General features: G+C 72.4%; 13 protein-coding genes. 5 read left to right on the top strand and 8 right to left on the bottom strand.

What is annotated here, in order from left to right; genetic code table 11:
- Window positions 1-237 precede the first annotated feature (237 nt).
- Window positions 238-1116, top strand: coding sequence for an alpha/beta fold hydrolase (locus ACH54P_RS48185; protein WP_489910021.1), 879 nt, complete (start codon window positions 238-240; stop codon window positions 1114-1116).
- Window positions 1117-1120: 4 nt separating this feature from the next.
- Here the strand turns inward: ACH54P_RS48185 and ACH54P_RS48180 are convergent, their stop codons facing one another.
- The 3 genes from ACH54P_RS48180 to ACH54P_RS48170 are packed head-to-tail and all read right to left on the bottom strand — an operon-like array spanning window position 1121 to window position 4416.
- Window positions 1121-1747: a TetR/AcrR family transcriptional regulator gene (locus ACH54P_RS48180; RefSeq protein WP_489910020.1), complete on the bottom strand. Its 627-nt coding sequence runs from the start codon at window positions 1745-1747 to the stop codon at window positions 1121-1123.
- A 43-nt stretch (window positions 1748-1790) separates the two neighbouring features.
- Window positions 1791-2759, bottom strand: a complete 969-nt coding sequence (locus ACH54P_RS48175) for a phosphotriesterase family protein (protein WP_489910019.1) — start codon at window positions 2757-2759, stop codon at window positions 1791-1793.
- 4 nt (window positions 2760-2763) lie between these two features.
- Window positions 2764-4416, bottom strand: coding sequence for an AMP-binding protein (locus tag ACH54P_RS48170; RefSeq protein WP_489910018.1), 1653 nt, complete (start codon window positions 4414-4416; stop codon window positions 2764-2766).
- A gap of 327 nt (window positions 4417-4743) precedes the next feature.
- Here ACH54P_RS48170 and ACH54P_RS48165 point away from each other — a divergent pair, with 327 nt between their 5' ends.
- Window positions 4744-5577, top strand: coding sequence for a hypothetical protein (locus ACH54P_RS48165; RefSeq protein ID WP_489910017.1), 834 nt, complete (start codon window positions 4744-4746; stop codon window positions 5575-5577).
- Window positions 5578-5619: 42 nt separating this feature from the next.
- Here ACH54P_RS48165 and ACH54P_RS48160 read toward each other — a convergent pair whose 3' ends face one another.
- Entirely contained in the window at window positions 5620-8697 is a 3078-nt protein-coding gene (locus ACH54P_RS48160; RefSeq protein WP_489910016.1) for a glycoside hydrolase family 2 TIM barrel-domain containing protein, read from the bottom strand.
- A 94-nt stretch (window positions 8698-8791) separates the two neighbouring features.
- The gene (locus ACH54P_RS48155; RefSeq protein WP_489910015.1) at window positions 8792-9229 is read right to left on the bottom strand and encodes a MarR family winged helix-turn-helix transcriptional regulator; all 438 of its coding nucleotides are present in this window, start codon (window positions 9227-9229) and stop codon (window positions 8792-8794) included.
- A gap of 37 nt (window positions 9230-9266) precedes the next feature.
- Here ACH54P_RS48155 and ACH54P_RS48150 point away from each other — a divergent pair, with 37 nt between their 5' ends.
- The 3 genes from ACH54P_RS48150 (at window position 9267) to ACH54P_RS48140 (ending at window position 11199) form a co-directional block, all read left to right on the top strand.
- A complete protein-coding gene (locus ACH54P_RS48150) occupies window positions 9267-9791 on the top strand; it encodes a hypothetical protein (protein ID WP_489910014.1) in 525 nt (174 codons plus the stop codon).
- Between the two features lie 242 nt (window positions 9792-10033).
- Window positions 10034-10627 carry an enoyl-CoA hydratase-related protein gene (locus ACH54P_RS48145; RefSeq protein ID WP_489910013.1) on the top strand — a complete coding sequence of 198 codons (594 nt, stop codon included), beginning with the start codon at window positions 10034-10036 and terminating at the stop codon, window positions 10625-10627.
- A gap of 59 nt (window positions 10628-10686) precedes the next feature.
- Window positions 10687-11199, top strand: a complete 513-nt coding sequence (locus ACH54P_RS48140) for a dihydrofolate reductase family protein (protein WP_489910012.1) — start codon at window positions 10687-10689, stop codon at window positions 11197-11199.
- On the opposite strand, the gene ACH54P_RS48135 is transcribed toward ACH54P_RS48140, so the two are convergent.
- Genes ACH54P_RS48135 through ACH54P_RS48125 form a run of 3 tightly spaced genes read right to left on the bottom strand, consistent with a single transcriptional unit; the run spans window position 11196 to window position 14262 of the window.
- Entirely contained in the window at window positions 11196-12746 is a 1551-nt protein-coding gene (locus ACH54P_RS48135) for an acyl-CoA carboxylase subunit beta (protein WP_489910011.1), read from the bottom strand. The genes ACH54P_RS48140 and ACH54P_RS48135 overlap by 4 nt on opposite strands.
- Window positions 12743-13513 (bottom strand): SDR family oxidoreductase, encoded by a 771-nt coding sequence (locus ACH54P_RS48130; RefSeq protein ID WP_489910010.1) that lies wholly within the window; start codon window positions 13511-13513, stop codon window positions 12743-12745. The genes ACH54P_RS48135 and ACH54P_RS48130 overlap by 4 nt, the downstream gene beginning before the upstream one ends.
- Window positions 13510-14262 (bottom strand): SDR family oxidoreductase, encoded by a 753-nt coding sequence (locus ACH54P_RS48125; protein ID WP_489910009.1) that lies wholly within the window; start codon window positions 14260-14262, stop codon window positions 13510-13512. The genes ACH54P_RS48130 and ACH54P_RS48125 overlap by 4 nt, the downstream gene beginning before the upstream one ends.
- Between the last annotated feature and the right edge of the window lie 68 nt (window positions 14263-14330).

Below are 14330 nucleotides of genomic sequence, written 5' to 3'. Positions count from 1 at the left end.
CGTCGGAGCCTGGCGCGGCCGGACGTCGACCGCGCGGAGCACCGGCAGCACCCGGCGGTCCCGCTCGCACGAGCCGGGGCCCGGACTCACGAAATTTATGAAGACTCTTCAGTTTCTTTGGTATTTTCGCTCATCTGAGCGAAAATTTGTGAGCCGGGCCACTGCCCGGGTAAAAGGGTGACAAAAATGCCCTTCTTCCCATGGTTTCCCCCGCCCCCCGGATCTAGCCTGTGCGCCATGGAAACAGCCGCCGCGCCGGCCGACGCCGGTGCGCTGGAACAATTGACCGTCACCGTGGGTGATCACCACCACAGCGCGCTCGCGGCCGGGCCCGCCTCGGGCGAGTTCGTCCTGTTCCTGCACGGCTGGCCCGAATTCGCCGACGCCTGGACCGAGCAGCTCCACGCCCTCGGGGAGGCCGGCTACCGCGCCGTGGCCGTCGACCAGCGCGGCTACGCGGCGGGTGCGCGCCCGGACGGCGTCGAGCACTACTCGATCGAGCACCTGATCGGCGACGCGCTCGCCTTCGCCGACAGCCAGGGTGCCGGCCGGTTCCACCTGGTCGCCCGCGACTGGGGCGGCATGGTCGCCTGGGCGATCGCGTCCGCCCACCCGGACCGGCTGCGGTCGCTGACCGTGCTCTCCACGCCCCACCCGGCGGCCCTCCAGCGCGCGGCCGCGACCGACGACGGGCAGTTCCACGACCTCGGCTACATCCGCTTCTTCCGCCGCGGGGTCGGCAAAGCCGAGAAATACCTCTTACGCGACGAAGCCGCGCAATTACGCGCTGTCTACAATCGCCGGATTCCGGCCTGCTACGTCGAACGCACGGTCGCCCGCCTTTCCGAACCGGGCGCGCTGACCGCGACGCTGAATTGGTACCGCGGCGCCACCAACGACCTTTTCGAGGTCCCCGCCGGCCGGATCACCGTGCCGACGCTCTACCTGTGGGGCAGCGAGGACCCGTACCTGGGCCAGAGCGCCGCGGAACTGACGGTCCACCACATCGACGCCGACTACCGCTTCCAGATCGTCGAGGGCGCCAGCCAGTGGATGGCGATGGAGGTCCCGGACGAGGTGAGCGCCCTCCTGCTCGACCACGTCCAGCGGCACTGAACGGCTAGGCGGCAGGCGGGCGGAGGGCGTCCAGGAGCAGGTCCGCGTAGTGGTCGCCGATCTGGCGGGCCGACAGGGAGCCGCTGCGGCGGTACCAGGAGCCCAGGTGGTGGACCGAGCCGAAGAAGAAGTCGACGACCACGTCGGCCGGTTTGTCCGTGCGGAACTCCCCCGACGCCTGGCCCTCTTCGATCAGGCCGCGGAAGCGCTCGTGGTACTTGCGGCGCTCGGCGCGCACCGCCTTGCGCTTGTCCGGGGACAGCTGGTGCATCGACTGCAGGAAGATCGTGTTGTCGTCGAGGTTGTCGATGCTGGACACCACGACGTCGGACGCCGCGGCGGCGAGCCGTTCCCGCAGCGGGGCGTCGGACGAGGCGACGCTCTCCAGCTGGCGGGTCTGCTCGCGCAGGACGCGGGCGTAGATCTCGTAGAGCAGGTCGTCCTTCGAGCCGAAGTAGTGGTACATCGCGCCCTTGGTGACGCCCGCCGCCTCGACGATCTCCTGCACGGACGTGCGGTCGAAGCCCTTCTTGGCGAACAGCTTCGTGGCGTGCTCCAGCAGCCGCCGGGGCACGGCGGCCTGGTCGTCACCGGCCGCCTCGCCCGGTTTCCGGGTGCTTGCTCGGGTCACGGCAAGTACCCCCTTCCCACGTCAGGGTGCCCAGGATAACGGCTCAGCCCGCCCACGCCAGGAACCGCCGGGGGTTGTCGACGAGCATCGTGGTGATGTCCGCTTCGGACACCCCGCGCTCCCGCAGCGCCGGCAGCACGTCCCGGGTGATGTGCAGGTAGTGCCAGTTGGGCGCGATCGCCGGCAGCTGCTCGGCGGGCAGCCAGTCGATGTAGCAGGACGCGTCGTGCGAGAGCACCATGCTGCCCGCGTAGCCGCGTTCGCACAGCGCCGCGACGGTGTTCACCCGCTCCTCGAACGGCAGCAGCAGGTCGAGGCCGAAGCGGTCCATGCCGAGCAGCGACCCGCGGTCGGCCAGCTCGGTCAGGTAACCCAGGTCGGTCGAGTCGCCGGAGTGCCCGACCAGCACCTTGCCCAGGTCGACGCCTTCGTCTTCGAAGATCGCCTGCTGCTCCAGGCCCCGCCGGGTGCCCGCGTGCGTGTGGGTCATGATCGGCGCGCCGGTCTCGACGTGCGCCTTCGCGACCGCCCGCAGCACGCGCTCGACGCCGGGGGTCACGCCGGGTTCGTCGGTGGCGCACTTGAGCAGGCCCGCCTTGACGCCGGTGCCCGCGATGCCCTCGCGGATGTCCCCGACGAACATCCCGACGAGCGGGTCCTCGCCCTGCAGCAGCGTGCCGGGCCCGCGGAAGTGCAGGTAGTGCGGCACGTCGTTGTAGGTGTAGAGCCCGGTCGCGACGACGATGTTGACCTCGACCTCGGCGGCGACCCGCTGCACGCGCGGGATGTACCGGCCGAGCCCGATCACCGTGGGGTCGACGATCGTGTCGATCCCGGCGTCCTTCAGCTCCTTGAGCCGCCGGATCGCCTCAGGGACGTGCTCGTCCTCCTTGAACCCTTCGTGCTCCGGGTAGTTGGCGACGAACTCGGGGCTCAGCACGAAGAGGTGCTCGTGCATGAGGACCCGGCCCAGCGCTTCCGGCGCGATCGCGCCGCGGACAGTCTGGACCACCGCGCTACCCCCGTGCCCGGAGTTCGCGGCGGAGGATCTTGCCGCTCGTGGTCTTCGGCAGCTCGTCGAGGACTTCGATGGCGCGCGGGTACTTGTAGGCGGCGAGCCGTTCCTTGCACCAGGCGACCAGCTCCGCGGGGTCGGCGTTCGCGCCCGGCGCCGGGCTGACGTAGGCCTTCACCGTCTCGCCGCGGTATTCGTCGGCGATCCCGACGACGGCGGCTTCGCGGACCGCCGGGTGCGTGTACAGCACGTCTTCGACCTCGCGCGGCCAGACCTTGAAGCCGGACGCGTTGATCATGTCCTTCTTGCGGTCGACGACGTAGACCCAGCCGCGTTCGTCCATGAACCCGATGTCCCCGGTGAGCAGCCGCCCGCCGGGCAGGGCCTCGGCCGTCGCGTCCGGGCGGTTCCAGTAGCCGGAGACGACCATCGGGCCCTCGACGGCGATCTCGCCCGCCTGCCCGAACGGCAGCTCCTCGCCGTTCTCCCCCAGGATGCGGACGATCGTGTCCGGCACCGGCAGGCCGATCGAGATCGTGCCGGACTCCGGGTCGATCGGCGCCTCCAGGGGGCCGGGGACGACGATGCAGCCGGCGGTGGTCTCGGTGAGGCCGTAGCCGTTGTGGATGTAGTGCCCGGTCTTCGCCCGGAACGCCTCGACGACGGCGGGCGGCAGCGCGGCGCCGCCGGAGTACAGCAGCGCGAACGACGCGAAGTGTTCGCGGCTGAACGACGGGTGCGCCATCAGGGCCATGTAGGCCGTCGACGGCCCGACCGTGTACGACGGCTTGTGCTCGAGGAAGGCGTCGAGCACGACGCCGGGTTCGAAGCGGTAGGCCAGGGCGAGCGTGCCCTCGATGTCGATGGCCGAGCCGACTTCGCAGACCATGCCGGTGATGTGGAACAGCGGCGCGAGCCCGAACAGCGTCGAGCCCGCGGGCAGGCCGCTGAAGGAGCCGAGGCCCGCGGCGTTGGTGCCGACGTTGCCGTGGGTGTTGGTGGCGCCCTTCGGCGTGCCGCTCGTGCCGGAGGTGTAGCTGATCAGCGCGGTGTCGTCGAGCGCGAACGCGGGCTCCGGCGGCTTCGGGCCCGGGGTGGCCGCGGCCTCGAGCAGTTCGACGGCGCCCGGGGTCTCCTCGCGGACGACCTTGCCCAGCACGCGTTCGTCGTCGCGCGTCTGGAACTCCAGTTCGCTGGTGGTGAGCGCGATTTCGACGGGGCTGTCCGCGACGGTCTGCGCGATGTAGGCGTTCCACCCCCGCTGGGAGCAGACGATCGCCTTGACGCCCGCGTCGGTGAGCACGTGCGTGAGCTCGCGCTCGCGGTACATCGGGTTGACCGGCACCACGATCCCGCCGGCCTTCCAGGCGCCGAGCAGGGCGATCACGAACTGCGGGATGTTCTGCAGCACCAGGGCGAGCCGGTCGCCGCGGGCGAAGCCGTGGTCCGCCAGGTACCGGGCGACGCCGTCGGAGAGCTCGTCGACCTCGCGGTAGCTCAGCCGCGCGTCGAAGTACGCGATCGCGGCCCGGTCGGGGACGTGGTCCGCGGCGCGGCGGAACGTCTCCGGCAGGGTTGTCGCCTTCGCCGGTCCCGCGGTCCGCACCCGTTCGTCGTAGCTCGCGAGCCAGGGCTTCGCGTCGTACCAGCTCATCCAGCGACCTCCTTTGGACACCGACCGGTCGGTATGCCGACGCTAGGAGGCCGCGGCGGTCCGCGTCAAGACCCGGGTTCGGCAAGAATGGCGCAACGCAATTCCCGGCGCCCCGAACAATGTGGTCAGACACCGCCCTTCACCGGGAAATACGGCCACCGGTTCGGAATGGTTCAGATTTTCTTCCCGAGGTGTCTCACACTGGACAAACCCCTGGCAGAGGGGCCACCATGGCGTCGGCAACCCGATCACCCGCTTCCCCCGAAAGCGCCTGCGGTTGCCCGTATGTTCACGCTAACGCCCACACATTCGCAAAGGGAGTCATTCATGCCTGCTACCGCTGGACGACATCGCCTCTCCCGGCGGACGAAGATCGCCACGGCGGCCCTGGGCCTCGGGATCGCGGCCGGCGCCCTGGTGATCGCGACGACCGTCGGCGACCCCGGCAGCGCGAACGCCGCCTCGGGCGGCCAAGCCGCCGGGCAGATCACCTGCCCCGACGTGGCGAGCCGGCTGCCCGCGATCCCCGCCCAGGCCCAGGCCGAGGTGCAACGCAACCTCGAGCTGCTGAACACGCAGCTCGGCGAGGCCAACAACCGCCTGGCCACCAGTGCCGGGCAGGGTGGCCCGAACTTCGTGCAGAACGCCATCCTCGGCCCGCTCGAGGACAAGCGCACGTCGACGATCGACCGCATCGCCATCGCCATCGGCCGCCAGGGCGAGAAGCCCCAGGGCCTCGGCGGCCTGGCGGCGTGCTCCCTGGGCGGGCAGGCCGGGACCGGCGCGGGCGCCGCTTCGACGGCACCCGCCCAGGACAACGGCGGCAACGCGGGCAACGGCCAGAGCGGCAACACCGGGAACACGGGCGACACGGCCGGGCAGATCAGCTGCCCCGACGTGGAAAGCGCCCTCCCGGCGATCCCCGCCCAGGCCCAGGCCGAAGTCCAGCGCAACCTCCAGCTGCTCGACACGCAGCTCGCCGAAGCCAACAACCGGCTCGTCACCAGCGCCGGCGAAGGCGGCCCCAACTTCGTGCAGAACGCCATCCTCGGCCCGCTCGAAGACAAGCGCGTCGCGACGATCAACCGGATCGCCACGGCCATCGGCCGCAACGCCGACAAACCGCAGGGCCTCGACGCTCTCGCTCCCTGCACCCGGTGAACCCACGGGCCCGGCGGGGCGGTGCCTCGCCGGGCCCGTGGGTCAGCCGGCCGCCAGTGCGCTGATCCGCAGGAACCCCCGCGCGGTCATCGTGACCCGCACCTCGGCGGTGTCGACCGGGTCGAACGAGATCGTCGTCGGGTCGTTCGACCCGGTCCCCCACGCGATCCGGGGGTTCCGCACCGGTTCGAAGCCGCGGGCGGTCCGGTACGCGACTTCGACCGCGTCCGGCAGCACCCGCGTCCCGTCCACGACGAAGTTCGCCGTGACCGTGGCGAGCCGCCGGGACGTCGGCCAGGCGAGCGACACCCAGTCCCGCGGGCGCGGCCGGCTCACCGCCTTCAGCGTCGCGGTCGCCTGCTTGACGTAGTAGTTGGACCAGCCGGTGGCCGGATCGCCGTCGAGCATCGCCGACGGCAGCGTGTCCGGCGCGCCCGAGTAGCTCGCGTCCGCTCCCGGCGCGTCCGCCGGCGCGGCCCGCTCCACGGCCCGCGCTCCCGGGCCGTGGCGCTGCCCGAGGTTCGTGCCCGCCAAGGTGACCTTCCCCGGCGCCAGGCCCGGGGCACTCGCCGTGACGGTGATCGGGCCGCGGCCGCCGGTCGCCGCGATGACCGCGACGGCCTGGCCGTGGAACGCCGGGATCGTCGGCTGCTGGTAGCTCTGGGCGAGTTCCTGCCGGCCGTTGTCCACCCCGGCGACGCGTCCGGGCCCGCGGACGGCGAACCGCAGCACCGGCTCGGCGCCGGGCACGACGATCCCCCGCGCGTCCACGACGGAGGCGGTCACGAAGGACATCGCCCCGGTGTCGCTGCGGGGTTCGGCGGTCAGCGTGACCGCGTGCGGCGGACCCGCCGTGACCAGTCGGTCACGGGCCACCTCGCGGCCGCCGGAGCGGGCGATCGCGGTCAGCGTGCCGGGCTCGAAGGGGACGGTCCAGGTCAGGTGCAGCTTGCCGGTCCCGCCGTTCGGGCTGGTGTAGCTGCCGGAGGGGTCGTTCTTGTCGTCCCCCACCGGTTCGGTCGTCTCGAGGTACGGCCGTCCGTCCACTGTGGTCTTGCGGTCGAACTTCTTCGTCCCCAGCGATCGGCCGTTGAGGACCAGCTCGACGGTGTCCGCAGTGGAGTAGACCCAGACCGCGACCGGTTCGCCGGGCCGGTGGTCCGTCCAGTCCATCGGGGTCAGGTGCACCATCGGCGCGGTGGTCCACTGGCTGCGGAACAGGTGGAAGGCGTCCTTGGGCAGGCCCGCGCTGTCGACCGCGCCGAAGAAGGACGTCTTGACGGGGAAGACGTCGTACGGCGTCGGCTCGCCGAGGTAGTCCTGGCCGGCCCACAGGAACTGGCCCTGGCAGAACTTCCGGTCCCGGTCCTTCTTCAGCGAGTACTCGCCGCTGAACGTCCACGACGCCAGGTTGTTGTCGTAGGACGACGTCGCCCGCTTGCCCGGCGTGTGGTTCTCCCCCGTGTTGAGCAGGTCCGGGTCCTGGTAGACCCCGCGCGTCGAAGTCTCCGACGAGGACTCCGACTCGAAGAAGAACTTGTCCGGGTACTTCGCGTGCAGCCCGTCGATCGACTGGGCGGTGTTGTAGTTGACGCCGAGGCCGTCGAGCTGCCGGAGGATCAGGTCCTGCGGCGAACCCGGCGCGGGCACGCTCCGGTAGCGGTCCGAGCCCATGACGACCGGCCGCGTCGGGTCGATCGCCCGGACCGCGGCGATCAGCGACGCGGCGATGGCCGGGCCGCCCGTCATGGACGCGTCCGGCACCTCGTTGCCGATCGACCACAGCACGACCGCCGGCGAGTTCTTGGCCGCGTGGACCATTTCCGCGATGTCGCGGCCGCTCCACGCGTCGAAGTCCCGGTGGTAGTCGAACTCGACCTTGCCGGTCCGCCAGCAGTCGAACGCCTCGACCATCATGAGGATCCCGAGCCGTTCGCAGACCGTCACCAGCTGCGGGTCGGGCGGGTTGTGCGCGGTCCGCAGCGCGTTGACGCCCATCGCGAGCATCAGCCGCAGCTGGCGCTCCAGCGCCGCCGGGTCGACGACCGCGCCCAGCGCGCCCTGCGACGAGTGCAGGTTCACCCCGCGCAGCTTCACCGGCACGCCGTTGAGCGAGAAGCCGTTGTCCGGGTGGAATTCGGTGTACCGGAAGCCGAAGTCCACCGTGGTCGTGTCGAGCACGCGCCCGGCCACGACGACGTCGGTGCGCACCCGGTACAGCTGCGGGGAGCCGGTCGACCAGAGCCGCGGGCGCCCGGCGTCGTGGGTGGTGACCGCCGTGGCCGTGCCCCCGGCCGGGACGGCCACCGTGGCCGAGCCCCTGGCCGCCACCCGGCCCGCCGGGTCGGTGACCGTCGTGCGCACCTCGGCCGTCACCGGCGTGCCGGAGTCGTTGACGACGTCGGTGGCCACCCGCGCGGTGCCGCGGCCCGCGGCGACGTCCGGGGTGGTGACGAAGGTGCCGTGCCGGGCGACGTGCACCGGTTCGGTGACGACCAGGCGGACGCGGCGGTAGATCCCGCTGCCGGAGTACCACCGGCTGCTGGGCAGCGGGTTCACCGCCCGCACGGCGAGGACGTTCGGCGTCCGGCCGTCGGTGTGCAGCCGGCCGGTGAGGTCGAAGGCGAACCCGGTGTAGGCGTACGGGTGGTTGCCGAGCAGGGTGCCGTTCAGGTACACGTGCGCGTCGGAGTAGACGCCGTCGAACTCGACCGAGACGCGCTTGCCGGCGAGGGCGGGCGGCAGGGTAAACGCTTTCCGGTACCAGCCGAGGCCGCCGCGGAAGAAGCCGGACGCGCTGCTGGTGCGGCCGTCGGCGACCGGCGGCAGCTCGATGCTCCAGTCGTGCGGGACGTCGACGACCTGCCACGCAGAGTCGTCGAAGGCGGGCTCCGCGGCGCCGTCGAAGCGGCCGTCCGGGTCGGTGACGCCGTCGGGGTTGGCGAGGGCGAACCGCCAGCCGGTGCCCAGGTCCGTCGCGCGGCCGGTGACGGCCAGGTCCGGGCGGGCGAGGGCGCCGGCGGCCCGGGCGGCGGGCGCGAAGGCCGACGTGACGACGGCGGCTCCGACGCCGCCCAGGACCAGCCTCCGGCTGGGCCCGCTCGGTTCTTCGTTCGACATCGGGGGCGTCCCTTCCGGCGGCAGTGCGGGCGGAAAGCACTATCGCACAAGGGTTTCCCGATCAACAAAGGGTTCGATAATTTCGAACTCGCACTCACTCACCCAGCGCGCCGATCACCTTCCGCAGCACCTCCCGCGCCCCCGCCAGCTCCGCCGCGGTGACCCCCGCCGCGGCCAGGGTCTCGCGGCGCGCGGGTTCGCTGGCCGCCCAGAGGCGGTCCAGCACGGCCGTGCCTTCGGGCGTGCACGCCAGCAGCGGCGAGCGCCGGTGCGCCGGGTTCGGCTCCGCACGCAGCTGCCCGGCCTCGAGCAGGTTGTCGACGACCCGCCGCACGGCCTGCCGGACCAGGCCGAGCCGCCGTCCGATCCCGGGCACGGTCGACGGCTCTTCGGAGACGGCGCTGAGCACGTGCCAGCGCGCGACGGTCGTGCCGTGCGCCGCGGCTTCCCGCTCGCTGAGCCGGCGGCTCAGCCCGGCCAGCTCGTAGACGTCGGCGATGAGCAGGCGGTAGGCGGCGACTCCCTCGTCCATGGTGGACAGCATACTGCCAAAGTGACAGCATGTTGTCATGACACCCCCTGTGCTGGCCGAGGTGCTCCTCGCCGACGCGCCCCGCCCGGAACTCGCCGGCCGTCTCGCCGTCTTCGCGCCGCTGATCGGCAGCTGGGCGCTCGTCGTGGAGAACGTCCGCGACGACGGCGGCACCGACGTCACCGACGGGGAGTGGCACTTCGCCTGGGCCCTCGACGGCCGGGCGCTCACCGACGTCTGGATCAGCCCGTCCCGCGCGACCCGGGCGGCGGGCGGGCCCGACGGCGAATGGGGCATGAGCCTGCGCTTCTACGACCCGGCGATCGAGGCGTTCCGCTCCACGTGGCTCGGGCCAGGGCGCGGCTGGGTGATCCCCTTCGCCGGCACGCCCACCCCGGACGGCTTCCGCCTCGACGCGGAGGGCCGGTCGTGGATCTTCTCCGAGCTGACCGCGGACAGCTTCGAGTGGCGGGCCGAGGAGACCGCGCCCGGCTCGGCGGCACCCCGGGTCCGCCAGCGCTTCCACGCCCGGCGCGTGACGGCGGCCCAAGCGACCGCTTAGTCTGGAGGCCGACCCCGAGGAGACGGCCATGACAGAGTCCACTGTGGATGGTGTGCGGTACGCGGTGGCCGGCGCGGTGGCCACGTGCACGTTCGCCAAGCCGGACCGGAACAACGCGATGGACGTGCCGATGCAGGCCCGCTACGGCGCCCTGCTGCGGCAGGCGGACGCCGATCCGGAGGTCCGCGCGGTCGTCGTCACGGGGGGCGGGCAAGGCCTTCTGCCCGGGCGCCGACCTGGGGTTGCTGGACACCATCGCCGCCGCGCCGCCCGCCCAGGGCGGCGGGCACGAGAACTTCCGGGACGTCCTGGCGGCCATCTCGGTGGGCGTTCCGGTGGTCGCCGCGATCAACGGCGGCTGCGCCGGGCTCGGATTCGTCATCGCCTGTTCGGCGGACGTCCGCTTCGCCGCCGCGGGCGCGAAGTTCACCACCGCGTTCGCCCGCCGCGGCCTGATCGCCGAATACGGCATCGCGAAGCTGCTGCCGTCCCTGGTCGGCGCGGGCCGGGCCCGCGACCTGCTGCTGTCCGGCCGCACGTTCACCGCGGAACAGGCGTGCGACTACGGCCTGGTCCAGGAGGTCGTGCCGGCCGAGGAGCTGCCGCTGCGCGCGCACGCCTACGCGACCGAGCTGGCGACTTACAGCGCGCCGCGCTCGATGGCGGTGATGAAGGAGCAGTTCACGCGGGAGGCCGGGCTGCCGCTCGAGGAGGCGGCCCGGGAGGCGACGGCCCGGATGCTGGAGTCCTTCGGCCGCCCGGAGCTGGCCGAAGGACTGGCGAGCTGGAACGAACGCCGTCCCCCGCGTTTCCCCGCGTACCCGGGCGACCGATGAGTTCCCGGTGCCGCGCCCGTCCGTACCTTCGTCACTGAAGCTCGACGGAAGCAGGTCCCATGGCGAAGCTGCTGTACGCGTTCTCGATGTCGGTCGACGGGTTCATCGCCGGACCCGGCGGCGACATGTCCTGGCTGACCCCCCACCTCGGGCCCGATCCGGTGGTCGACGAGCTGATCCCGGACATCGGCGCGCTGCTGGTCGGCCGCCGCACGTTCGGCGGCGACGATCCGCACCGGGGCACCGAGGGCGAAGGCAAGGCGTTCGGCGGCGGCTGGGAGGGACCGCAGTTCGTGCTCACCCACCACGCCCCGGCCCCGGTGCCGGGCGTCACCTTCGTCGGCGACCTGGCCGAGGCCGTCGCCGCGGCGAAGGAGGCCGCCGGCGAGAAGTACGTCAACATCCTCGGCGCCGACGTCGCCCGGCAGTGCCTGGCGGCCGGTGTGCTCGACGAGATCCTCGCGTTGCCCGTCCCGGTGCTCCTCGGGGACGGGGTCCGGATGTTCGACCACCCCGGCGGCACCACCGTCGCCCTGGAGCTCCTGCGCCCGAACTGGTACCGGGTCCGCTAGGGGCGCATCCCGAACGACGGGCGGCCCAGCAGTTTCGGCAGCACGGCGTAGGCGTCCCCGATCCAGTCGCACAACCGGGCCCGGGTCTCGCGCGGGTCGATGACGTCCTCGACCGAAAACCGCTCCGCCGTCAGGAACGGCGAACGCACCGCGTCCAGGCGCGCGCGGATCTCCTCGATCCGCGCCGCCCGCTCGTCGCCGGCCGCGTCGAGCTCGGCGCGGTACGCCGCCTCGATCCCGCCTTCGACCGGCAGGGAACCCCAGTCGCCGGACGGCCACGCCCAGCGGCGGACGAGGCGGTGCCGGTTGACCTGGCCCGCCCCGCCGACGCCGAACACCCGCCGGACGATCACCTCGGCCATCGGCACCCGCGCCTGGTACACCGCGGTCACCGCGCGGGCGCCGTGGCGGATCGCGCCCGCGCGTTCGGCCGCCGCGCCGATCACCATGCCCGCCTGGTCGGTCAGCGACACCAGGGGCAGGTGGAACGTCTCGCAGAGGTCGACCAGCCGGGTCATGACGTCGGCGCCCTCCGGCGTCAGCGTCGCGCCGCGGTACGGATCGGTGGCCAGCACGCCGACCGGGTGCCCGGCCAGCCGCGCGAGACCCGCGTAGGCCGAGCCGCCCGACACGGCGTAGTCGAACACCGAACCTTCGTCGAAGACGCCGTCGAGCAGGGGCCGCAGCCGGTACGGGTGCCGCCGGTTGCGCGGCACCAGCGACAGCAGCGCCTCGTCGGCCCGGTCCACCGGGTCCGCGGTGGACGTCACGGGCGGCAACGCGTCCACAGAGGACGGCAGGTAGGACAGGAACCGCTTCGCCACCGAGAAAGCCTCGGCTTCGGACGCGACGATCCGGTCCACCGCGCCACTGCGCCGGTGGACGTCCGCGCCGCCGAGCTCCTCCTTGGTGAGGTCCTCCCCCGTCGCGTGCTTCACCACCGGCGGGCCGGCGACGAACAGCTGCCCGACGTCCTCGACCAGGACGTTCAGGTGCGCCATCACCGCCCGCGCGGCGCCGAGCCCGGCGACCGGGCCCAGGCACAGCGCGACCACCGGCACCGCCGAGAGGTTGTCGACCACCAGGTCCCAGCCCGGGTTGACCGGGACGTAGGTGAACCCGTGCTGCTCCAGCATCTTGACGCTGCCGCCGCCCCCGGTGCCCTCGATCAGCCGCACCATGGGCAGCCCGAGCTCGTTCGCGAGCCGCTCGGCGTAGACCTGCTTCTCCATGATCGCGGCGTCGGCCGCGCCGCCGCGGACGGTGAAGTCGTCGCCGCCGATCGCCACGCGGCGGCCGTCCAGCCGCGCGGTGCCGACCACGAAGTTGGCCGGGGTGAACGCCTCGAGCGAGCCGTCCACATAGGACGCGGTGCCCGCGAGCGCGCCGATCTCGTCGAAACTGCCGGGATCGGCCAGGGCCGCGATCCGCTCGCGGACCGTCGACCGCCCGGCGGCGTGCTGGCGGGCCACCTTCTCCGGCCCGCCCATGCGCTCGGCCAGCGCGCGCCGCCGGGCGATCTCGTCGACCTCCGGCTGCCAGTTCATTCCGCCTCGAGGGCCGCTTCGACCTTGCGCTGCAGCTTGTTCATCCCGCCGAGCCACCGGTCGGTCTCGGTGGCCCGCGCCGCGTAGTAGCCCGCGACCTCGGGGTGCGGCAGGACCAGGAACCGCTTCTCCTCGATGGCCGTGAACAGCGCGTCCGCCACCTGCTCCGGCTCGATCGCCGACGCGCCCATCAGCAGCTGCCCCGCGGTGCCGGTGCTCTCCAGCATCGCGGTGCGCACGCCCTGCGGGCAGATCGCCTGCACGGTGACACCGCGGTGCCGGTAGGTCGCCGACAGCCATTCGGCGAACGCCAGCGCGCCGTGCTTGGTCACCGAGTACGGCGCGGACCCGAGGCTGGTCAGCAGCCCAGCCGCGGACACCGTCGCGACGAAGTGGCCCTGGCCGCGCTCGAGCCACGCCGGCAGCAGCAGGTTGGCCGCGCGGACGTGCGCCATGACGTTGACGTCCCAGGTGCGCGCCCAGACCTCCTCGGGGCTTTCCGCGCCCCCGAAGGGCGCGATCCCCGCGTTGGCGCAGAAGACGTCGATCTCGCCGAGGGTTGCGCGGGCGCTCTCGATCAGCTTCGCGACGCCTTCGGGGCTCGCGACGTCGCCCGCGAACGCGGTGCCCTTCACCTCGGCGGCCACTTCGGCGGCCTTGTCGCCGTCGAGGTCGGCGACGACGACCTGGGCCCCGTCGGCCGCGAAGCGGCGGGCCAGCGCGGCGCCGATGCCCCCGCCGCCCCCGGTGACGACGACGCCGGTCACAGGCCACCGCCCAGGGTCACGCCGCCGTCGAGGACGACGGTCTGGCCGGTGATCCAGCCCGCGTCGTCGGACAGCAGGAACGCGACCGCGCCCGCGATGTCGGACGGGAGGCCGAGCCGCTTCATCGGGTAGGCGGCGGCGACCTCCTCCTCGCGCCCTTCGTACAGCGCGGTCGCGAACTTCGTCTTGACCACGGCCGGGGCGACGGCGTTGACGCGGATCTTCGGCCCCAGCTCGGCGCCGAGCTCGACGGTCAGCCGGATCAGCGCGGCCTTGCTGACGCCGTACATCCCGATGCCGGGCGAAGCGCCGAGGCCGGCGACGGAGGCGACGTTGACGACGGCGCCGCCGTGCTCGCCCATCCACGCGTCGCGGGCGCGCTTGGTCCAGCCGAGCGGCGCAAGCACGTTGACGCCGAGGATCTTGGCCGCGGCGGCCGGGTCGATGTCGAGCACCGGGCCGTAGACGGGGTTGATGCCGGTGTTGTTGACCAGGTAGTCGAGCCGCCCGAAGGTCTCGATCGTCTTGGCGATCGCCTCGTCCTGGTGGTCGGTGTCGTCGGACTTGCCCGGCACGAACATGGCGACGTCCGGGCCGCCGAGGGAGTTGACCGCCTCTTCCAGCGCTTCGGGCTTCCGCGCGGTGATGCACACCTTGGCGCCGCGCTCGACGAGCGTCTTCGCGATCCCGAGGCCGATGCCCCGGCTGGCCCCGGTGACGATCGCGACGCGATCCTTGAACGAGTTCACGGCTGGGTGTCTCCTTCGTGTGGTGCCCGGCACATACCAAGCAGTCGGTCAGTGGCCATTATGCGCGA

It is taken from the genome of Amycolatopsis sp. N2S4-7, assembly GCF_058119595.1.
Note: the sequence above shows the minus strand (reverse complement) of the source record. Positions and strands in the feature narration are given on the sequence as shown.

Bases quoted from the DNA above. Each gene is read 5' to 3' on its own strand.
- ACH54P_RS48135 (WP_489910011.1), bottom strand. From the start codon at position 12,746: ATGAACTGGCAGCCGGAGGTCGACGAGATCGCCCGGCGGCGCGCGCTG.
- ACH54P_RS48160 (WP_489910016.1), bottom strand. From the start codon at position 8,697: ATGTCGAACGAAGAACCGAGCGGGCCCAGCCGGAGGCTGGTCCTGGGC.
- ACH54P_RS48155 (WP_489910015.1), bottom strand. From the start codon at position 9,229: ATGGACGAGGGAGTCGCCGCCTACCGCCTGCTCATCGCCGACGTCTAC.
- ACH54P_RS48150 (WP_489910014.1), top strand. From the start codon at position 9,267: ATGACACCCCCTGTGCTGGCCGAGGTGCTCCTCGCCGACGCGCCCCGC.
- ACH54P_RS48170 (WP_489910018.1), bottom strand. From the start codon at position 4,416: ATGAGCTGGTACGACGCGAAGCCCTGGCTCGCGAGCTACGACGAACGG.
- ACH54P_RS48165 (WP_489910017.1), top strand. From the start codon at position 4,744: ATGCCTGCTACCGCTGGACGACATCGCCTCTCCCGGCGGACGAAGATC.
- ACH54P_RS48185 (WP_489910021.1), top strand. From the start codon at position 238: ATGGAAACAGCCGCCGCGCCGGCCGACGCCGGTGCGCTGGAACAATTG.
- ACH54P_RS48140 (WP_489910012.1), top strand. From the start codon at position 10,687: ATGGCGAAGCTGCTGTACGCGTTCTCGATGTCGGTCGACGGGTTCATC.